This is a genomic window from Jeotgalibacillus campisalis, assembly GCF_000829515.1.
Lineage (GTDB): Bacteria > Bacillota > Bacilli > Bacillales > Jeotgalibacillaceae > Jeotgalibacillus > Jeotgalibacillus campisalis.
Genome location: NZ_JXRR01000017.1, coordinates 399537 through 421277 on the forward strand (window position 1 = coordinate 399537; position 21741 = coordinate 421277).

The 21741-nt window shown below is 41.4% G+C and carries 20 protein-coding genes; 4 read left to right on the forward strand and 16 right to left on the reverse strand.

Going from position 1 to position 21741, the window contains the following annotated elements; translation table 11 throughout:
• Positions 1 to 57: 57 nt before the first annotated feature.
• A complete protein-coding gene (ald, locus tag KR50_RS14340; protein ID WP_041060074.1) occupies positions 58 to 1188 on the reverse strand; it encodes an alanine dehydrogenase in 1131 nt (376 codons plus the stop codon).
• A gap of 234 nt (positions 1189 to 1422) precedes the next feature.
• Here ald and KR50_RS14345 point away from each other — a divergent pair, with 234 nt between their 5' ends.
• Together KR50_RS14345 and KR50_RS14350 are read left to right on the forward strand one after the other, a co-directional pair.
• On the forward strand, positions 1423 to 2745 hold the full coding sequence (locus tag KR50_RS14345; protein ID WP_041060078.1) for a purine-cytosine permease family protein: 1323 nt from the start codon (positions 1423 to 1425) through the stop codon (positions 2743 to 2745).
• Positions 2746 to 2832: 87 nt separating this feature from the next.
• Entirely contained in the window at positions 2833 to 3315 is a 483-nt protein-coding gene (locus tag KR50_RS14350; protein WP_041060081.1) for a universal stress protein, read from the forward strand.
• A gap of 49 nt (positions 3316 to 3364) precedes the next feature.
• On the opposite strand, the gene argH is transcribed toward KR50_RS14350, so the two are convergent.
• From argH to sppA, 10 genes are all read right to left on the reverse strand, one after another.
• Positions 3365 to 4753, reverse strand: a complete 1389-nt coding sequence (gene argH, locus KR50_RS14355) for an argininosuccinate lyase (RefSeq protein WP_041060084.1) — start codon at positions 4751 to 4753, stop codon at positions 3365 to 3367.
• Positions 4750 to 5964, reverse strand: a complete 1215-nt coding sequence (locus tag KR50_RS14360; RefSeq protein WP_041060087.1) for an argininosuccinate synthase — start codon at positions 5962 to 5964, stop codon at positions 4750 to 4752. The genes argH and KR50_RS14360 overlap by 4 nt, the downstream gene beginning before the upstream one ends.
• Positions 5965 to 6148: 184 nt before the next feature.
• Positions 6149 to 6985, reverse strand: coding sequence for an EcsC family protein (locus tag KR50_RS14365; protein WP_041060090.1), 837 nt, complete (start codon positions 6983 to 6985; stop codon positions 6149 to 6151).
• Positions 6986 to 7144: 159 nt separating this feature from the next.
• Complete coding sequence (locus KR50_RS14370; RefSeq protein WP_041060093.1) at positions 7145 to 8329, reverse strand: acetate kinase; 1185 nt, start codon at positions 8327 to 8329, stop codon at positions 7145 to 7147.
• A gap of 560 nt (positions 8330 to 8889) precedes the next feature.
• Positions 8890 to 9876 carry a class I SAM-dependent methyltransferase gene (locus KR50_RS14375; protein ID WP_041060096.1) on the reverse strand — a complete coding sequence of 329 codons (987 nt, stop codon included), beginning with the start codon at positions 9874 to 9876 and terminating at the stop codon, positions 8890 to 8892.
• A gap of 166 nt (positions 9877 to 10042) precedes the next feature.
• Entirely contained in the window at positions 10043 to 10543 is a 501-nt protein-coding gene (tpx, locus tag KR50_RS14380) for a thiol peroxidase (RefSeq protein WP_041060098.1), read from the reverse strand.
• Between the two features lie 87 nt (positions 10544 to 10630).
• Positions 10631 to 11053 carry a GerW family sporulation protein gene (gene ytfJ, locus KR50_RS14385; RefSeq protein ID WP_041060101.1) on the reverse strand — a complete coding sequence of 141 codons (423 nt, stop codon included), beginning with the start codon at positions 11051 to 11053 and terminating at the stop codon, positions 10631 to 10633.
• Positions 11054 to 11070: 17 nt separating this feature from the next.
• Positions 11071 to 11694 carry a hypothetical protein gene (locus KR50_RS14390; protein ID WP_041060104.1) on the reverse strand — a complete coding sequence of 208 codons (624 nt, stop codon included), beginning with the start codon at positions 11692 to 11694 and terminating at the stop codon, positions 11071 to 11073.
• Between the two features lie 147 nt (positions 11695 to 11841).
• Entirely contained in the window at positions 11842 to 12435 is a 594-nt protein-coding gene (locus KR50_RS14395; protein WP_232304287.1) for an RDD family protein, read from the reverse strand.
• 11 nt (positions 12436 to 12446) lie between these two features.
• Complete coding sequence (gene sppA / locus KR50_RS14400) at positions 12447 to 13442, reverse strand: signal peptide peptidase SppA (RefSeq protein ID WP_041060107.1); 996 nt, start codon at positions 13440 to 13442, stop codon at positions 12447 to 12449.
• A gap of 201 nt (positions 13443 to 13643) precedes the next feature.
• Between sppA and KR50_RS14405 the strand changes: the two genes are divergently transcribed.
• Complete coding sequence (locus KR50_RS14405; RefSeq protein WP_041060110.1) at positions 13644 to 14444, forward strand: NAD kinase; 801 nt, start codon at positions 13644 to 13646, stop codon at positions 14442 to 14444.
• 61 nt (positions 14445 to 14505) lie between these two features.
• Here the strand turns inward: KR50_RS14405 and rarD are convergent, their stop codons facing one another.
• From rarD to KR50_RS14430, 5 genes are all read right to left on the reverse strand, one after another.
• On the reverse strand, positions 14506 to 15429 hold the full coding sequence (gene rarD, locus KR50_RS14410; RefSeq protein ID WP_041060113.1) for an EamA family transporter RarD: 924 nt from the start codon (positions 15427 to 15429) through the stop codon (positions 14506 to 14508).
• Between the two features lie 158 nt (positions 15430 to 15587).
• On the reverse strand, positions 15588 to 17183 hold the full coding sequence (locus KR50_RS14415; RefSeq protein WP_041060116.1) for an amidohydrolase: 1596 nt from the start codon (positions 17181 to 17183) through the stop codon (positions 15588 to 15590).
• Between the two features lie 197 nt (positions 17184 to 17380).
• Positions 17381 to 17581: an alpha/beta-type small acid-soluble spore protein gene (locus KR50_RS14420; RefSeq protein WP_041060119.1), complete on the reverse strand. Its 201-nt coding sequence runs from the start codon at positions 17579 to 17581 to the stop codon at positions 17381 to 17383.
• 169 nt (positions 17582 to 17750) lie between these two features.
• On the reverse strand, positions 17751 to 18968 hold the full coding sequence (gene thiI, locus KR50_RS14425) for a tRNA uracil 4-sulfurtransferase ThiI (RefSeq protein WP_041060122.1): 1218 nt from the start codon (positions 18966 to 18968) through the stop codon (positions 17751 to 17753).
• Complete coding sequence (locus tag KR50_RS14430) at positions 18968 to 20107, reverse strand: cysteine desulfurase family protein (RefSeq protein WP_041060125.1); 1140 nt, start codon at positions 20105 to 20107, stop codon at positions 18968 to 18970. The genes thiI and KR50_RS14430 overlap by 1 nt, the downstream gene beginning before the upstream one ends.
• A 251-nt stretch (positions 20108 to 20358) precedes the next feature.
• Here KR50_RS14430 and brnQ point away from each other — a divergent pair, with 251 nt between their 5' ends.
• A complete protein-coding gene (brnQ, locus tag KR50_RS14435; protein ID WP_041060127.1) occupies positions 20359 to 21702 on the forward strand; it encodes a branched-chain amino acid transport system II carrier protein in 1344 nt (447 codons plus the stop codon).
• The last annotated feature ends 39 nt before the right edge of the window (positions 21703 to 21741 follow it).

The window sequence follows — 21741 nt, forward strand, 5'->3', positions numbered from 1 at the left end:
AGAAAAAAAGTGTGCAGACCGAATTAAATCTTCGGTCATGCACACTTTTTTGCTTTTTTATTCAGCTTTCACAGGCACCAGCAGTTCGCGCACGCTGGCATAGTTTAAACCGTGCGCTTCTGCTACAGCATTATAGGTCACATAACCGTTTGCACAGTTAATTCCTTTTAATAATGCTTCATTATCCAGGCAGGCTTGTTTGTAGCCTTTATTGGCAATTTGAACCGCATATGGCACTGTCACATTCGTCAGCGCAATTGTAGAGGTACGCGGAACAGCTCCCGGCATATTGGCTACAGCATAATGAACGACTTCATGCTTTGTGTATGTCGGGGCATCATGTGTCGTGATGCGGTCAGTTGTTTCAAAAATCCCGCCCTGATCAATGGCAATATCCACTACGACTGAACCAGGCTTCATTGATTTTATCATCTCTTCTGTTACGAGCTTAGGCGCTTTGGCTCCCGGTATTAATACAGCTCCAATCACAAGATCTGACTCTGCGATGGTATCTGCCAAATTTAGCGGGTTTGACATCAGCGTTGTAACATCTTTGCCAAATAAATCATCCAGTTGGCGCAGGCGATCCGGACTTAAATCAAGAATCGTAACATCAGCTCCCAATCCAACTGCCATTTTTGCCGCATTGGTTCCTGCTACTCCACCGCCAATAATGGTTACTTTTCCTCTTGCTACTCCAGGAACACCTCCAAGGAGAATGCCCATTCCGCCATGAATTTTTTCGAGGAATTGAGCGCCAATTTGAGTTGCCATTCTTCCTGCCACTTCACTCATTGGCGTTAACAGAGGCAAAGAGCCATTAGGCAGCTGAACGGTCTCATAAGCTATTGCAACTACTTTATTTTCAATTAAAGCTTTCGTTAATTCAGGCTCAGGGGCAAGGTGAAGATATGTAAATAAAATTAAGCCCTCTTTAAAATAGGGATATTCACTTGCAATTGGCTCTTTCACTTTCATAACCATATCAAATGACCATGCTTCCTGTGCTGTTGCAGCAATATTTCCCCCTGCTGCAAGATAATCCTCATTTGTAAATCCTGAACCGATACCGGCATCATGCTCAACAAAAACTTCATGCCCCTGGATCACCAAATGATGCACACCAGAAGGCGTAATGGCTACTCGATTTTCATTATTCTTAATTTCTCTTGGAATCCCAATACGCATAAAAGCCCCTCCATTTATCTCTAAATCCTCATCTGTCAGCAAAACACCGAATTCTAAGGATTTAGGACGGTGTTAGGCAATACCATTTTAACAAATGAACTGAATGCTGTCTCATTTTATTTCTGTATTCTAAAAAAACTATTAATTCTAATTATTGAGCAGGCAGTCTTGTGTATTTAGTATGGTAAACTTGGACTAAAACCATGTACGTTTACAGAAGAAATGGAGATTATTATGCAGAGAATGAATAAACAGCCCAGGATTGAAATTGAAAGATTTGGCCTTGAAGCAATCCCAACGGCACAGAAACAAACAAAATGGTTTGAATATGCAGGCATTCAGCTGGCTTTTTCAGTGAATACCGGAAATGTTCTCGTTCCGGCGCTTGCTGTTTTGACTGGAGGATTGTCAGTAGGCTGGGCCGTGACATCTACTATTCTCGGAGCTGTGCTTGCTTTTTTGCTGGTATCACTGCTGTCGCTGCCAGGGGCACGGTACGGACTGCCCGCTCAATTTGTTATTAGAACGATGATTGGAACCAGGCTTTCAAGATATTTTGCTTCTCCCATACGCTCTTTAACTTCTCTCTATTGGTTTAGTGTACAGACCATCGGGGGATCAATGGTGTTTATTTCATTGCTGACCCCAATAACCGGAGTCTCGATCCCCTTATGGCTGATTGCTCCCATTCTTTCTGCTGGAATGGCTGTTCTCGCATTAATCGGTTTTGATGCGGTGAAGAAGGCAACAAAATGGTTTTTGCCCATTTTATTTTTAGGTCAGGGAGCCATGATCTATCTTATCCTGACTCACAGTTTTTCTGCCTCATCTTCCATTTTTGAAACTGGGGATTTTCATTTTACTTCCTTCTTCTTTTTTTCAAGCTTAGCTTTTGTTCAGTACGTTTCCGGTGTCAGTGCATCCTCAGATATGACCAGGTATGCAAAGTCGCCAAAACAGGCCTTTTGGGGAGTTCTGGCTGGTAATGCTGCCGGTTTTGTTCTTACTGCTTTTCTTGGCACACTTTATGCAGCTGCACTCGGATCTCTTAATCCATTTGCATCTGCCGGGGAGCTGACAGATTCCTATTTGCTTCTCGCCATTATTGCAACCGGTGCACTTGTATCCATGATTTCGATAAATTTAAGTAATGCTTATACAGGCGGGTACAGTTTATTAAATGCTTTTCCGGCACTTGGACGGATTAAAAGTGCTGTACTATTCGGTGCAGCTGCAACGCTCTTAAGTTTCTTTCCCATTATTGTGGAACAGGCGGAGCAATACATTTCCATGCTCGGTGCAGCAGTCATTCCTTTGTCAGCCATTATTGTCTTTGATTTTATTTTTATAAAAAAAGGGAGGATTCTGGAAATAGATTTACGATCCTTATCATCAGGAAAGAACGTTATAAACTTCGAAGCATTACTTACGGCAATTATTTTTATACCCGTTTATTTAATTATTCCTTCTTCCTTTTCACCAGGCTTTATTGTATTTTTGCTCGCTGGTTTCACGTATTCAGCCCTGAAATACCACCGCTTTAAAAAGAGGAATTAAAAAAAACAATTTGTTTTGAATTTTATAATAATTGGTAAAGATATTCTTCGCTTCAGGGTGTACAATAGAACTAAGGAGGAGATAGCGATGACACTTAGTTATGATCATATTTTAGTTGCGGTAGATGGATCGAAAGAAGCAGAGTGGGCTTTCAAAAAATCAATCGATATTGCAAGACGAAATAACGCAACCTTGAATCTGCTTCATGTTATTGACACTCGATCATTTGCTGTAGTAGAAGCATACGACCGGAGCGTAGCGAAGAGGGCTCAAACCTTTGCTGAAGAAATGCTTGGTGAATACAAAGCGGAAGCGGAACGAAAAGGTGTGACCAAAATTAATGTGTTCGTAGAATACGGCTCCCCGAAAGTACTTGTGCCTAAAGAGTTTGCCAATAAAGTTGAAGCAGACTTAATTATCTGCGGGGCTACAGGCCTTAATGCCATGGAGCGATTTTTAATCGGCAGCATCTCCGAGCATATTGTAAGAGCGGCTAAATGTGATGTGCTTGTCGTCCGGACAGATCAGGCGCCTGAGAAAGATCCTTCAGAAAATGATTTTACGATTTAATTTACATTCAAAAGCGGCCCTGGGATCGAAACAGGACCGCTTTTATCGTTTATGCCGAGGAAACAGATTGCAGGATTTCCTTTGCTTGTGCTACCTGATTTCTTACTTGTTTAAAGCCTGTTCCTCCGGCAGATTCCCGTCTCTTTACCGCTTGAAGCGGTTCAAGCACCTGAAAAATGTCCTCTTCTATTACAGGAGATGCCTCTTTGAGTGTATCAAAAGGCAGGTCTTTTAAATAAATGCCCTGACCAATACACACCAGCACCAGTTTTCCGACAATTTCATGTGCTTCTCTGAACGGCACACCCTTGGCTGCTAAGTAATCTGCCAGTTCTGTAGCGTTAGAGAAATCTTCATTAACTGCTTTCTTCAGGCGATCCGTATGAACATGCATCGTATCGATCATTCCAGCAAAGATTTTCAATGACCCCATCAGCGTGTGAACAGTATCAAACATCCCTTCTTTGTCCTCCTGCATGTCTTTGTTATAAGCAAGAGGCAACCCTTTGAGTACGGTTAACAAAGAAAGTAAATGGCCGAACACTCTGCCTGTTTTCCCTCTGACAAGCTCTGCCATATCAGGATTCTTCTTTTGCGGCATAATGCTGCTTCCTGTTGAAAAGGCATCTGCAAGTTCAATAAATTGAAATTCCTGGCTTGACCAGATAATCAGTTCTTCAGAAAACCTTGAAAGATGCATAATGGTCATGGACGCATTGGATAAAAATTCAACGATAAAATCCCGGTCACTTACCGCATCCATGCTATTTTCATAGATTGAAGAAAAGCCGAGCAATTCAGCAGAACGATGACGATCAATAGGAAAGGTTGTACCTGCGAGCGCACCTGCTCCCAATGGTGATTTGTCAATTCGTTTTAAGGAATCTTCAAAGCGCTGATAGTCCCTCTCAAGCATCCAGAAGTAAGCCAGTAAATGATGGGCAAATGAAATCGGCTGAGCACGCTGCAGATGCGTGTATCCTGGCGCGACAGTTTCAACATGCACTTCTGCCTGCTTAAGGATCGCTTTTTGAACGGACCTGATCAGCACGCCGATTTCTTCTACTCTGTTTTTAAGGTACAGATGCATATCAGTGGCAACCTGATCATTTCTGCTTCGGCCTGTGTGAAGTTTTCCTCCAACCTGCCCTATTTCCTGAATAAGAAGATGCTCCAAGTTTAAATGAATATCCTCATTCCCCACTGAATAAGTCAATTCATTGCTTTCAGCTTTTTCTTTTAAACGAGCAAGGCCGCCAAGTATGTCATGAACCTCTTCAGCTGATAGAATGCCGCATTCTCCAAGCATCGTCACATGGGCAACAGAGCCTTGCAGGTCTTCAAAAACCAATTGCTGGTCAAAACCAATGGAAGCATTAAACTCATCTACCCATTCTTCAGGCGATTGCGCGAATCGACCTCCCCACAATTTACTCATGAGACCGTCTCTCCTTTTTTATTTTGCACCATTGAATGCACCTTCGTTGGCAGTCCCCATAATTGAATGAAGCCGATTGCTGCATTATGATCGAATTCATCCTCCGCTGTGTACGTAGCGAGTTTTTCATTATATAGGGAATTTGGAGAGGTTCTGCCTTCAACTATCGCATGCCCTTTAAACAGTTTTACTCTTGCCACGCCATTCACATACTGCTGTGTCTCCTTAAGAAAGGCTTGAAGAGCGGGAGTTAATGGTGAAAACCAAAGCCCTTCATAAATCATTTCCGTTAGTTTTTTTTCAATGACAGGCTTAAAGTGAGCCAATTCTTTTACAAGTGTTAAATCCTCAAGCTCTTTATGTGCGTTCATTAACGTTACAGCACCTGGACATTCATACACTTCTCTGGATTTAATGCCGACAAGTCTGTTTTCTACGTGATCAATTCTGCCCACTCCATGCTTTCCTGCAAGATCATTTAATTTAAGAATCATGTTGGAAAGCGCCATTTTTTCTCCATTTAAGGCGGTCGGGACGCCTTTTTCAAATTCTATTTCAATTAGATCCGGAGCGTTGGGCGTTGTTTCAAGGGAGGCAGTCAGATCGTATGCACCTTCTGGAGGAGCTGTCCACGGATCTTCCAAAACTCCACATTCATTACTTCTTCCCCACAGGTTTTGATCAATTGAATAAGGGCTGTCAAGGTTGATAGGGATCGGTATATTGTGTTTTTTTGCATAGTCAATTTCCTCTTCTCTAGACCAGCCCCACTCTCTCACCGGAGCAATGACTTCAAGTTCAGGATTCAAAGCCTGAATCGCGACTTCAAATCTGACCTGATCGTTTCCTTTGCCTGTACACCCATGCGCCACTGCATCTGCTCCGCTTTGTTCAGCTACTTCTACCAGCTTTTTAGCTATCAGAGGACGTGACAGGGCAGAAACAAGCGGATATTTTCCTTCATACATTGTATGAGCTTGCAACGCAACTAAAGCATATTCCTGTGCAAATTCTTCCTTTGCATCAATTACATAGCTGTCAACTGCCCCAACAGTCAAGGCCTTTTCTTTCACAAAATCAAGATCTTTTCCTTCACCAACATCCAGGCAGCACGCCACAACTGCGTAACCCTGATCTTTAAGCCATTGAATGGCAACAGAGGTGTCCAACCCTCCGGAATAAGCTAAAACTACTTTTTTATTTTGGTTCATGTCTATCAACCTCTTTCGTATTTTTATTTATAGTAATGTATATTTATTCTTTATAAGATGTGTACATACTAACAGGTCCTTTTAGAACTTACAATACATAATAGCTAAAATAAAAAAGTTTTAATATTCTGATAAATATACATAAAAAAACTACCGTGTTAGCTTAACATGGCAGTTTTTATCTTTAGATTCTGTTCTTATCGCATAAAAATCGATATTGATAAAACTTTTCAGCGAAATCTGTTACTCTTCTTGTCAGCTGATAATTTGAAAAAGCACCAATAGACATAGAAAGCAGAGGCAGGTTTGACAATTTCTTTTTCCTGAACAGGCTGATCGCAGTAGATTTAAATAGCTGCTTAACGGGACCTTCAAGCCAGCGTTCATTTGTCAATTCATCATTTCCATTAAAAAAATAGCCCAAATCCTGCGTTTCCAATGATTGTATTAATTCGTCCCAAGCTTCTGCCTGATATCGGATCGGCAACGTAGCAGCGTGAAATAGTTTTAATGAAAGAGTCATTTCATAGGGCGTTTGCACATCCCGGCCATATGCGGTGGCTACAAATTGTATGGCCCGGATATTCAAAATCGTCATGGCAAGTAAATCCGTTCCAAATGCTACGATTCCTCCTGTACCTGCTACTCCTCCCTGAATAAACGAATAAAATTTATGACGTCCGCTCTGCTGGATCGCCATATAGTGAAGCTGATCAATTCTAAGCTGAGTAAAATCATGAAGGACACTGACATTTTCTTCAAATGCCTTGGCAGTAGAGACCAGCCGTTCAACTGCATCTTTATGAAGATGTGTGCCCTGGATGATGCTGTGCAAATGAAAGAGAGTGGCATCGAGTTTTGTAAACACCTCTTCTTTTATTGCTGCCGGCAGGCTCTTAAAAGACCCGTCCACCCACCTTGAAAACGTCATCGATAAATCATGGCCTCTAAATGATCCAAGCTCATTCCGCCAAGTGGTAATTTCATTAAATACTTCCTGTTCACGCATAGACCAGCTCATGGAGAACCCACCTCATTTTTCCATTAGTATACCCGGACTAAGGATCATGTATAAGGATAGCAGTCAACCTGTATACATTAATTTTATGGGATGGAAAGGAAGTTATTCATTTAAAAAACCTGCATTCCTTTTCAGGAGTGCAGGTTCAGTACTAAAGCATTAAGAAAGGCGTGTAACATCCCTTGCTATCATAACTTCTTCATCGGTCGGGATGACAACTACTTTCACCGGAGAATGAGGGTAATTAATAAACGCTTCTTCTCCACGTGTTTTGTTTAGCGTCGGATCCCAGTAAACGCCCATAAATTCAAGGCCGTTAAGGACTTCAGCACGAATGGTCTCACTGTTTTCACCAATGCCTGCAGTGAAAATGATCGCATCTACTCCGTTCATTCGTGCAGCGTAAGATCCAATGTATTTGTGGATACGGTTTGAGAAAACATCGAGCGCAAGTCGTGCACGTTCATTGCCTTCTGCTGACTGAATTTCGATGTCTCGCAAGTCGCTTGAGAAACCGGAAACACCCAGCATGCCTGATTGTTTATTCAGAACATCTAAAACGCCTTCGGCTGATTTATCTGTTTTTTCCATAATAAACGGAATTAATGCAGGGTCAATGTTTCCGCTTCGCGTTCCCATTGTAACACCTGCAAGCGGTGTGAAGCCCATTGAAGTATCAATCGAGCGTCCGCCTTCGATCGCAGCTATACTAGCGCCATTTCCTAAATGACAGGAAATTAATCTTAATTGCTCTAAAGGACGTCCAAGCATTTCTGCGGCGCGCTGCGATACATATTTATGTGATGTGCCATGGAATCCATACTTCCGAATACCGTACTCTTTATAGTATTCGTATGGCAGGCTGTATAAGAAAGAACTCTCAGGCATCGTCTGATGAAAGGCTGTATCAAATACCGCAATCGCCGGAGTGTTCGGAAGAACGTTCTGAAATGCACGAATTCCTGTAATATTAGCAGGATTGTGTAAAGGGGCAAGATCTGAAAGCTCTTCAAACTTTGCAATCGTTTCTTCAGTAATTACCACTGAGTCATTAAATACTTCTCCACCATGAACAACACGATGGCCCACGCCATCAATTTCATTAAGAGACTGTATGATGCCTGTAGAAGTAAGCTTTGAAAGCAGCATTTGAACGGCTACATCATGGTTTGGAATATCTGTGATGTCTTTTTGCTTTTCACCGTCAACTGTAATGGTAAATACCGCATTGTCTAATCCGATCCGTTCAATAATTCCTTTGGTAATAACCGTTTCTTCCGGCATGTCAAAAAGCTGAAATTTCAATGACGAGCTTCCTGCATTTATTGCAATGACTTTTGTCATAAGGGGAATCGCTCCTTCTTTTTTAAATAACGCTGTTTAAAGCGGGGGGTGATTTTAAAACAGACTGACACCTTCATGCGCCTAACCATCAACACATAACTTTAAGGCAGCTTTTTACTTAATTCGTGATCCTATTCAAACCCTGGTTGGTTATCTTCTTCATGTAGTCTTTTTCATTTAATCATTGAATGTACTCTACTTCAAGGGAAAGCTTGCCGTGACAACGTTTACACGTAGAAGTGTTTATTTTCAGAAAAAAAGGCCGGGACAAATATGTCTCAACCTCTTCAAACCGGTTCTCTGCGCTTCAGGCGGACGTTTTCCGCAGGGACGGGAACTTGAGCCTTTTCAGAGCTCTGCCCTGCAAAGTCTCAGCTTGCCGTCAAATCCTGCTGGAGTCGCCACCTTCCGCTCCGTTCACCTCAAATTTACTATTAAAAAAACTCAATTTAAATATCTGTTTCAGTCTCTTTTTTTATGAATGCTCTATCTCTGACCGTATCAGTCTTTGCGGCAAGATCAATTTTTATACTTATAGGTAAAAATCATTTGAATCAAGGTTATTTTTTATTTTCTTCCATCCACAAGCCGATCTTATTCATCATTGATTGAACCGCCTGAGCATTGCTTAATTTAGGCATTTCAGCGAGCAGCACTTGACGAGGCGGATTCACCCCATCTTTTTGGCGCTGTAAAATTAAAACACTTTTTCCAGATTGCTCACTTTTAAAAAGAGAGTCCGGTAATTTAAGCAGCCCTTGAATATGAACCTTTTTTTGCAAGTATTCATGAAGCTGACTTGCAAAAGGCGATTCAAATAAGCCATTGGGAACAAGCAGGAAAAGATAGCCGCCCTCTTTTACATGCTTAATGCTTTGTTCAATAAATAGATGATGAGCATAAGAATGACCTTCTTGTGCCTGAAGCTCGTAATCGGCTGCTCTTTCATCGTTTGGATAGTATCCTACAGGCAAATCACTAACCACTGCATCTACCGGGTCGATAAATAATGGCTCCAATGAATCCTGTGTATAAAGATGAAGAGGCTGCTCAGTAAGATTTGCTCCAACATAAGCTAATCTTACCAGCACTTCATCAATTTCCACTCCATGAGTAAGCGAAACTTTACCTTCAAGCTGGTTCATAATTGACAGCGTCAGATTGCCAGTGCCAAGAGCCGGATCAAGCAGTGTGAGTTCCTGTTCTTTGGCGGTGAATTTATCGAGTAAAAAGCCGATAACCATCGCAATTGAATCCGGAGTCATTTGATGATTAGGTTGAATATGCTCTTTCATGCCTTTCAAAATGGCCAGCTGATAGGCCTTTCGGATTTCTTCTTTCTTAAACTTTTCTATTGGCTGGTCTTCATAAGTGTGATCAAGCCGTTTTCTTAACACATCGTCGACATCTTCATTTATTTCTCCACTAAACCAATACTCTCCGCTTTCAGCTAAAGCTTCTAAATAAGAAGAAGCTCTGGCTTCCTGCAAAGAGGTGGCTGTGTCATTTAACATGCTGAATATCGTTTCAACCGGAGAATTATTCATTCCGGGTAATCCCTCCTGTCCCTGTATCTCAACAATCCATTCTAACGCCCATACACAAAAAAAGAAAGAAAAGCGATTGTCATTTGTTTCGGTAAAGGACTAAAGGGGCCAGATCACTTTAGTCCTTTAAATAATTAAACCCCCGCAAAAAATGCAGGGGTTTTAATTATTTAGCTCTTTTTACTGCATCGATGGCTGCTTCATAGTCGGGGTGGTCAGTTGCTTCTTTAACATATTCAACATAAACAACTTCATCATTGCTGTCGATGACAAATACGGCTCTTGCAAGCAGACGCATTTCTTCAATTGCAACGCCGTATGCTTTTCCGAAAGAAAGATCACGATGGTCTGATACGGTTTGAACATTTTCAATTCCATTGTCCCCGCACCAGCGACGCTGAGCAAATGGAAGGTCAACTGAGATAGTGAGCACCTTTACATTGCCGAGCTTGCTTGCTTCTTCGTTAAATTTTCTTGTTTGTTTGTCACATACACCGGTGTCTAACGAAGGAACCACGCTGAATATACGCACTGTGTCCTTAGTATCCTCCAGTGTAATGGGAGAAAGATCATTAGCTAACACAGAAAAATCAGGCGCTTTGTCTCCAACCTTTACCTCTGAGCCTTGCAATGTAACCGGTTTTTCTTTAAATGTAATAGCTGCCATTTCTATCATTCCTCCTTATATGTATTTACCGTTTTCACGTTCATCATACTGAAAGAGTATTGATATAAGCAACTAATTCGATTTGATCTATTGATATTTTTCATGATCCTGCGAGTACGTGGATCCTTGATTTAACTGGTGCTGGATTTTTGACACGAGGCCGGGAGCTAAATCCATAAGTTTTTCAAGCAGATGTGTCCCTTCATTCAGATGATGCATTTTTATCCCGTCTTTTCCAACGATTAAAAAAGCAATGGGTGTAATCGAGACCCCGCCGCCGCTTCCTCCACCAAAAGGGTGACCCGATCCACTCGCACCATCTCCAGCGCTGCCTGATTCAGATTGAAACTCACTTCCTCCTGCTGCAAATCCGAAGCGAACCTTTGATACCGTCATAATGGTGCTTCCATCATGCGTTTCTACTGGATCACCAATAATCGTATTCACATCTACCATTTCTTTTAAATGCTCCATCGCTGTGGCCATTAATCCTTCTATAGGATGCTCCATGAATTACACCAACCTTTTTATGTTTTTGGCACTCTTTGATCCATCCGAAAGCGAATGCCGATTACTATAAGGTGCCCTAATCGTATCGATGCTATGCAAGACAGATGAAGGGCAAATGCATTTACGCCAAACAAAGAATGGACATGATGTTCTGGCTTGCATTTTAACTGAAAGACAGAAGATAAAAGAAGCGTAATCCAACTATGGAACATCCACACTCCACTTGTTAAATAAGCAGTCCAATCCGCTTCTTCCAATCCGATTTTTACGTCAGTTGAAAGCTTTTCTATTTTAACCTTCTTCACTAGTTCCTTTGTATGCCTTTTCACGTGATTGTATTGTTGAAGGAAGCGGTCATACAATTCTTTGGCTTGATTCATATCCTGAATCGTAAACAACTTTTCTGTTTCTTTCTCTTCTTCTAGATTTGTCTGTTCAGCATAAACGATCCCCTCTCCTTTTTGTTCAAACAAAGGGATCGAAAATTTCTTTTTGTATACTCCGTTAAATACTTTAAACTGAATATCTGCATGTTTAAGGCCTTTTTGAAAGTTAATTCGAATAGTCATGGTGATTTTAGAATAAAACAGGTAGATCAGAAGGATTAAAATGATAAAGCTTATTCCAGCGAAAATCCACATATGTATCCTCCCTCTTCCTTTTCTCATTTTTCCCTATTATGTCCAATCTGTATAAAAAAAACCTGTCTAATTAAAGACAGGTTCACTCGATATACTCGTATTTTTTTGATCCATTTGTAAAAAATTACGCACTCTTCTAACCCGAATCTATACTCGATCTGTTGCCAGCGGCTTGTAAGAAGAGTTAAGTGATGCCATAACTGTCCGCTCGTGCACTACAGCAGTATCAGCAATAAAATCGTGCAGTCCCTGCTTTTTTGGAGTAAATGCAGTAACCGCATATAAAAAGAGAAAGACTGGCAGACCGAAAATTGTAAAAACACTTTGAACATATCTGCCAACTAGTTCTCTGAAAAGAACGGCTGTCCAGCTTAATGGCGATCCGTTTAACGATCTGACCCTCAGACCAAACACCATTTTACCAAGAGTTTGTTGAAAGAATTTGGTCATCAGAACAAAATACGTTAAAAAGACAATACTCGTTGCAATACCCGCGATACTGAACAGTCCAACTGGTTCGGTTAAACCGGTCAGGCGAAGCAGCGGATAGACCAAAAGTCCATTAATAGCTGCAATAACCAGCACATCAAATAAATAGGCCCACACTCTCATCCAAAAACCGCCGAAATGAGGCGTAATGGATTGTGGCTGCGGAGAAAGATCTACTGGTTTTTCTTCGTTTGCCATCTGCGCTTCTCCAGGGGGCAGTGGTTTTTGTGATTGTTCATCTTTGTAATCCATCTCTGCACCCCCTAGTCAGTGTATAAGTACATAGGACGTGGTCCGCCTACTTTGTTCATTAAGTCTGACAGGACCTGTCCTTCCATTCCGCCGAATATTTTTTGCGTCTGATAAGTAAATAAGGAGCCCCAGTCGCTTCCCATCGTATAATTAATAACCTCTGCATTGGGAAGATCAAGATCTTCTTTTATTCCTGCAATTACATCTTCTTCATACCCGTATTCATCAATTAAATCGAGTTCTAATGCCTGGATGCCATTGTAAATTCGGCCGTCTGCTATTTCACGGACGCGATCTTCCGGCATTTCACGGCCATTTGCGATTACTTCAACGAATCCATCATAAGAATCATCGAGCATGCTTTGCACAATTTCAAGATCTCTGTCATCCACCTCTTCAGTAGGGCTCAGCATATCTTTAAATTCACCCGATGTAACAGTAACAAAGTCAATCCCATAACGCTCGGCCAGTCCTGCAAAGTTGATGCTCTGCATAATAACACCAAGTGATCCGGTCATGGTTTCTTTGCTTGCAAAAATTTTATCAGCTGGAGCGGCAACATAATAGCCGCCGGACGTTGCCTGTGCACCCATTGATACATAAATCGTTTTCCCAGCTTCTTGAATTTCCAAAAGCTTATCATGTATCTGTGCACTTTCAACCACACCGCCGCCTGGTGTATTCACACTCATTACGATTCCCTTTATAGTGGAATCATCTTTGATTTGATTTAACTGCTCCATAAAGTGACTGTGGTTATATTCAGCACCTGCAAATAATCCTGTTTGCTCTCCCGTGTCCTGTATCGTTCCATTTAAATCAAGGACAGCAATCCGCTCTGATCCATTGCCCCCTTCAATAATCTCTTCTGGCAGCCCAGTCGACTGGCCCCCTGAAAAGGCTTCTTCAAAATCCATTGTGATTAAGGCTGTAGCTGCATTTACTCCGATCGATACGAAAAATAATGCGGCCGCAATTCCTAATGCAATCCACCTTTTTGCGGTCATGTAAAAATTCCTCCTTTAAACGTATCTCTTTCATACGGTTGAGTTTTCGATATGTTTCATTTCATGGTACACTTTATAAGTATTCCTTGTATGTACAGACGAAGAAAAGATTTTTTCTGCCATCTGTGCTGAATTAAGGCGAGCATTACATATTGTACCAAACATGCAGGCTAACTAACAATGCTATTGGAGGTCAGGAAGATGGAAAAACGTCGTAATATGTACTTTTACGCAAGAAAAGACGATAAAACGAAAGAACAGATTCTTACGCTTACTGATTTAGCCGAACGATATGGTTTTACTATTGTGAAAGATTTTAAAGAAGCGAATATTATTGTCAGCATTGGCGGAGACGGTGCATTCTTACAGGGTGTTCGCAAAACAGGCTTTCGCCAGGATTGCCTGTACGCGGGAATTTCCACTTCAGGCAGCAAAAGTTTGTACTGTGATTTTCATATTGACGATCTTTCCACAATGATTGAAGCCATGACGACAGAACAAATTGAAGTGCGAAAATACCCAACGATTCAAGTAACCGTCGATAACGAAACAAAGTTTTTATGCTTAAATGAATTCAGCATCCGCACCGGTATTGTGAAAACATTTGTCATGGATGTATCTATTGATGACCTTCATTTTGAAACCTTCAGAGGCGATGGAATGATCGTGTCCACACCAACAGGAAGCTCAGGCTACAGTAAATCCGTAGGGGGATCTGTTGTAGATCCGATGCTGCCATGTATGCAAATTAGTGAACTGGCTTCTCTGAATAACAACCGATTCCGTTCACTTGGTTCTTCATTTATTTTGAGCGGGCAGCGCAAGCTTAAATTATCCGTGACTCAAGATGGCAATGACTATCCTGTTATGGGACTCGATAATGAAGCACTTGGCATCAGCCATGTAAAAGAAGTAGATTTGATGTTAAGCGACAATGTCGTTAAAACCGTCAAATTAAAAGATAATTCATTTTGGGAAAAAGTAAAGAGAACTTTCTTATAACTTTAAAATAAAAGGCAGGGACGAAACTTTATTCGTCTCTGCCTCTTTTTTATACGGTGACTTACTGACTGGCTGCTTTTTTTACTCCACCGGGTTTTGCTAAATACCATTTAGAACGTGAAAATGTAAACAATGTTAAGCTTGACCAGATAAAAAGGAAGGAGATTAAATCAATTAAGCTAAAGGGTTCTTTATAAATAAAAATACCAAGAATCAAGGTCAGTGTCGGAGCAATATACTGCAAAAAGCCGATCATGTATAAAGGGATCTTTTGAGCCCCTTTAGCAAAAAACAGCAAAGGAACAGCCGTTGCAGCCCCTGCTCCGATCAGCAGCAAATCAGTGGTCCAATTCCCTGAAAATAAGGCTGGTGAACTGCTCTGAAATAAATATCCCATATAAAGCAGGGCAATAGGCATAATGGTTAGTGTTTCAAGCGTCAAACCGATGGCAGGGTCTACCTTTATCATTTTCTTTACTAGTCCATAAAGACCAAAAGAAAAGGCAAGAGTAAAAGCAATCCAAGGGAAAACGCCATAGGAAATCGTAATTATGAGTACCCCGATCAACGCTAAAATAAATGATACGACCTGTGCTTTAGAAAGCACTTCCTTTAATACAATCACTCCGAGCAATACAGATACTAAAGGATTGATATAATAGCCGAGACTTGCTTCTACCATTTGGTTCGTATTTACTGCCCATATGTAAAAAAACCAATTTATACTGATTAAAGCAGAGGCGGCAAACAAAGCAAACAACCTTTTTTTCTTTTTCAAAAGTGAAAAACCTTCAGCCTTGAATGCGCGGATATTTCCGTTTACTGCCAACAATACGATCATAAACCAAAACGACCAAAAAACACGGTTAGCTAGAATTTCATCGGGATTCACTTGAGATAAGAATTTCCAGTAAATCGGCAGGAGTCCCCATAATGCGTACGCGAAGGCCGCAAAAAGTATCCCCTTTCTCTCTTCATTTTCCATAAAGGTCTCCATTCTTTAGGTAGTCGAAATAAATTTATTATACGCCCGTTTTTAAATGTGTCAAGAGAGTCTGTCCATCCTCATTCTCTTTTCTTTCAACCATATGAGAGTTTTTTCTAATGAACGATAGAAGCCCCCGAAAAATTCGGGGGTCTCCTTTATTTTTCTGCCAGATAAACGGTTTTGCCATCTACTACAGTCCGTCCAACTGCTAAGGATAACAAGTCATTAACATCGGATTCAAATGGATCTTTTTCAAGAACTGTAAAATCCGCAGCATAGCCTTTTTCTAAAATGCCCCTGTTATGTTCATGGTGACAGGCAAATGCGCTTCCTTTAGTAAATAGTTCAATTGCTTCAAACAGGGTGAGACACTGATCTTCGCCGTAAACGGTTCCTGACGGGTCAAGAGGATTTGTTCTTGTTACTGCTGCATGTATGCCTAAAAGCGGGCCAAGCGGTTCTATAGGTGCATCTGAGCCGCCTGCACAGGCAATCCCACGATCCAGAAGGGTTTTCCATGCGTAATTCCATTTCATTCTTTCTTCGCCAATCCGCTCGACTACCCACGGAAAGTCGGAGGCAACAAATCGGGGCTGAATATCGAGTACAATGGGAAGTTTTTCAGCCCGTTTTACCAAGTCCTCGTTTAAAATCTGTGCGTGAATAAGACGGTCCCGCTGAGCGTTGACAGCTGGATATTGTTCAATAGCATCAAGCATGTATTCAAAAGCCAGATCACCGATTGTATGAACCGCGATGGGCATATCATACTGTCTCGCTTTATAAACTAATTGCTTTAGCTTCTCAGGATTATGAATGGCGACACCGTTTGTGGATGGATCATCTGCATAGCCGCTTTTTAATAAGGCCGTTCTGCCACCCAGTGCTCCATCTGCAAAAATTTTCATTGCGCCGAATTCTACATATCTTGAACCAGACAAAAAGGAGTGGCCTTGACGATGCCAATCTTCAATTACCTGATGATGCACTAGAAGATGAGCTCTGAAGTGGTTCCCTTCTTCTTCTATCACCTTTTGAAATGCGCGATACGTGCGGGTAAAATCACCATAATAGCTTAAATCTTCTGTGTGACCACCTGTTAAACCAAGAGACCAGGCATGTTTAAGTCCTTCTCTCAGCGATTTTTGAATGTATTCTTCTTCAATGGGAGGAAGGGCAGGAATCATAAAATCCTGTGCCTGGTCCTTTAATAATCCTGTGAGTTCACCAGCCGGCGTGCGATCAATGAGCCCTCCCTCGGGATCTGGTGTCTCCCGATCTATTTTGGCTGCTTCAAGTGCAATTGAGTTTACAACTGCTGCATGTCTGCAAATCCGTTTTAAATACACCGGATGATTCGGTGCAACAGCATCCAGCTCTGCAGCCGTAATAACTTCAGGATTTGTCCACTGGTTTTCATTCCAGCCGTCTCCAAGAATCCATTCACCTTCAGGCAGTTCCTTTGCTTTTAGTCCTACCGCTTCCATTACTTCCTGCTTTGATCTAAAAGAAGACAGGTCTAACCGAAGCAAAGTTTCACCTACACCGATTAAATGAAGATGACTGTCCACAAAGCCCGGAAAAAGCGTTTGTCCTTTCAAGTCAATAATTTCAGGCTGGCCTATTGCACCTGCAAGCAGATCCTCTTTAGAGCCTACCTCTACGATTTTTCCGTTATCGGTCAGAATTGCTTCTGCCTTTTCTCCTTGTTCCCTCATTGTATAGATTGTTCCGTTTGTCCAAAGCTGCATGCTGCTTCCCCCTAAACCTATGTAAAAAATTACTTAAATGTATATTGTGCTAGTACAAGTTTACAAAATATTTCTTCAAAGATGAAGCTTAATGCTCAACTATTGCAGTATAGGGTGAAAGAGTTGCATCAAGGAGAGGGTAAATGAACATAAAAAAGCCGACAGCTCAATTTAGCTGTCGGCTTTTTGGGGAATAATTATTTTGAAGAACCGCCTAATTGCTGTTCAGCCATTTGAACAAGACGTTTAGTGATTTCTCCACCTACAGAACCGTTAGAGCGAGCTGTAGAGTCTGGTCCTAATTGTACTCCAAATTCAGTTGCAATTTCATATTTCATTTGGTCTAGTGCTTGTGCTACACCTGGAACAAGCAGTTGATTTGAACTTCTGTTTGCCATGTGTTTTCACCTCCTTGTGAGAATAGAATGTGCAGAAACAAGGAAGTTAACACTGGTAATTTATTCTATTATTTTTTTGCTCTTTTGCTCCTCTGAGATCACAGTTTAAAACACATGGTTTAAGGGTTTAAAACGAAGATTAAACACCATAACACACCACTGTCTTTTCCTAAAATAAATCAGAAAATGCTTCACTGCTTTCAGCAAATAAGGTATTTGGGGTAATGATTTCAGCTTTTGTCCCGTTTACTGCTTCCTGGATCAGCAGCTCAAAATCAATAAAGCTTTCATAAAAAACTACCTTATCAAGCTTTGGTTTCGTTTTTGGTGATGCAGGTGTAAAAATTGTACAGCAGTCTTCATATGGAAGAATAGACAGGTCATACGTGCCTATTTCTTTGGCTACTTCAATAATTTCTGTTTTATCCATCGTTATAAGCGGCCGCAAAACGGGTGTTGCTGTGACGGCATTAATTGCTTGCATGCTTTCAAGTGTCTGGCTCGCTACCTGTCCAAGACTTTCACCAGTCACTAGCGCCTTGGATCCTGTATTCTCACGAATCACATCTGCAATTTTAAGCATCATTCTTCTTGTCGATGTCATCGTGTAGTTTTCAGGCACTTGCTTTTGTATGGCCTGCTGGATCGCTGTAAATGGAACAATGTGAAGCTTAACCCTTCCGGAATAACCTGCTAACTGCGCTGCGAGCTTTCGTACTTTCTGTTTGGATTGTTCACTCGTAAAAGGAGGACTGTGGAAATGGATTGCTTCAACTTCTACCCCGCGCTTCATCATGTGAAAACCTGCGACCGGACTGTCGAGACCGCCGGAAAGCATCAAACTCGCTTTATTGGAAGCTCCAATCGGCATCCCGCCAGCACCAGGTATTTTCTGGGCAGATAAATAGACCCCTTCCTCACGCACTTCTGTCACCAGCTCAATTTCAGGGTTCTTCATTTCAACAATTAATCCATTTACATTATTTAAGACGTATGAACTGATTTCTCTATTTAGTTCATTGGTATCGAGCGGAAACGATTTATCGGCTCTTCTGGCAGATACTTTAAAGGTAGCCTGTTCATGAGCAAGAGATTCAACAAGTTTTACTGCCTGTTCTTTCATCTCTGTCAAATTAGCTGCTGTTTTGACGACCGGGCTGAACGACTGAATGCCAAATATGGGCTTGAGCCTTGAGATGATGTGATCTACCTCATTTGGGTTTTGCAGATAAATATGCATTCGATCTCTGCCTGCTTCGATTTTCACTGCTGATAACCCGGTAAGTGATTCCTTTATATTCATTTTCAGTTGATTAATAAAACGGTTGCGGTTTTTTCCTTTAGTTGAAATTTCACCGTAGCGGATTAATATTCGATCATAATTCATTAGTAGTTAATTCCTTTCAATAAAGATGGAATCTCTGAGCTCCATGCTTTTTGTAATTGCTCAATTTCAAGCTGAGTGGTGGTATGGGCCATACTGATTCGCACCGACCCCTTGGCAATTTTATGAGAGTAGCCCATTGCCTGGATCGTCCGGCTTACTTCTGCATTTTTTGATGAACAGGCACTCGTTGTCGAGACAATAATTCCTTCTTTTTCAAGCGCATTCACAATGACCTCTCCCTTTAACCCCGGTACAGAAACATTGATAATATGCGGAGCGGAAAATTCTTCGGGAGTCACCATACTAGTGAAAGGTGAGTTTGAAAAAAATTGAATAAGCTGCTTTTTAAGACCTTCAATATGGCGGGAATTAGATTGTTCCGTTCCTTCTCTCATCGCCTTAGCCATGGCTACAGCACCTGCCACATTTTGGGTTCCGCTTCTAAGCCCGTTTTCCTGATTGCCTCCAGCCACTTGGGCAAGCAAAGGAGCTTTCATGCTTTTATAGAGGAGACCTGTTCCTTTCATGCCATGAAATTTATGCGCAGAAATAGAGAGCAGGTCCACTGTGCTTTGATTTACATTCACCGGAATCTTTCCAAAGCTTTGAACGGCATCCACATGAAAATAAGCGCTGGAAAAGGTTTTAATAAGTTCGCCTGCTTCTTCAATAGGCTGAATGGTTCCAGTCTCGTTATTAACATGCATAATGGAAACAAGAATGGTTTCTTTTGACAGAAGCTGTTTAAGCTGATTCAATGAAATTCTGCCATCTTTCCCTACTTGCAGGATCGACAGCTTGAATCCTTTTTGCTCAAGCTCCTTATATACATTCCAAACAGATGGATGTTCAATTTGAGTCGTAATAATATGGTTTCCTTTATGTTTTAAAGATTCTGTGATTCCTTTAATGGCAAGATTATTGGCTTCGGTGCCCCCGGATGTGAAAATGATCTCATCCTTTTTTGCACCAATTATTGCTGCCGCCTGCGCTCTTGCTTTATCTAAAAGAATAGCGGCTGTTGAGCCAAAACCGTGAAGAGAAGATGGATTACCGTAATAGTCTTCCGTCACAGTCATAAAGGAAGCGAGCACCTCTTTAGAAGGCTTTGTCGTAGCACTGTTATCGAGATAAATCATGAAAACTCACTCTTTCGTCATTCCTTGAATTAAAATACTGACTTATCATATCACATTTTAGACCATTAGCAGAATCTCTCTGTTGGATAAGGGCAGGCTATGCATGGTTGAATAGAATTTATTCAAAAGAATTCAGAAAAGTGTTACTTCTGCAGTGTTTAATATTCTGACTATTTCAATTTTCGACAAATTTCTCACATTCTATGGTAAGATATTTCAGTGTAAAAATGGTTTGTCTATTGGAGGTAGTTATGAAACAGCATACATTGTCATTCAGCGGCATTCTTACAATTGGTTTAATGCTATTTGCTTTATTTTTAGGTGCAGGGAATTTAATTTTTCCACCCTTACTGGGGCAGCAAGCAGGTGAACATCTTGCTTTAGCCATAATCGGATTTTTAATTACCGGAGTTGGACTGCCTTTATTAGGTGTCATTGCAATTGCTCAGTCAGGTGGAGACCCGCAGAAGCTGGCAAGTCGTGTACACCCAATTTTCGGAATAATCTTTACATTTACATTATATTTGGCTATTGGTCCTTTTTTTGGAATCCCAAGAACTGCCACAGTATCCTATGAAATCGGAGTTCTTCCTTTCTTGTCAGAGAGGTTCATGGAATCAGGTTGGTTTTTATTTTTATTTTCTCTGCTGTTTTTTACCCTGACAGCTCTTTTGTCACTTAATCCATCCCGGCTGGTAAATCGTATAGGGAAAATACTGACGCCCGCTCTGATAATTGTCCTTAGTGTTCTTGTAGCAGGGGCATTTATTACTCCAATGGGTGATCCTGGACAGCCCGCTGCCGGATATCAAGATTCTCCGTTTTTCACAGGATTTATTGAAGGATATCTGACGCTTGATGCAATTGCAGCTCTGGTCTTTGCCATTGTCGTCATTACAGCAATAAAGGAAAAACAGGTACATGACAGAAAATCCATTGTACGGGTGACCATCTTCGCAGGCTTAATCGCGGCGGCAGGATTAGTACTCGTTTACATCGCTCTTAGTCAATTAGGTGCTACGAGCATATCTGCAGTAGGCGAACAAACAAATGGCGGGGCCATCCTTTCGGCAGCAGCCTCCTATTTATATGGCTCAAGCGGTGCCGTAATTTTAGGCCTTGCAATTACGGCAGCCTGCATTACAACATCGATCGGACTCGTGTCCTCGACTGCCACTTATTTTTCAAGACTTCTGCCGCGTATTTCTTATAAAGCATTTGTTTTTATATTTGCAGGCTTTAGCATGATTATTTCTAACATAGGCTTAACACAGTTAATCGCTTTTTCGGTTCCGGTTCTTGTCATGATTTATCCGATGGCGATTGTGCTCATCCTTTTAACGTTTCTTCATTCAGCTTTTAAAGGCTATCAAGCCGTCTATGTTGGAGCAATCATCCCGACCTTTATAGTCGGTGTCAGTGATGGACTTGCTGCTGCTGGATTTACCGGTAATTTCCTGACTTCTTCTCTCTTCTTTCTTCCGTTAATGGAACAAGGAGTCGGCTGGACTGTACCGGCGATTGCAGGAGCAGGCATTGGTTTGTTGACAGCCATTGTCCTGAAGCATCCGTCTAAACCCTCTGCTGATCAATAATAAAAAAAGCTGGCTTCCAAATCTCTTTGGAAGCCAGCT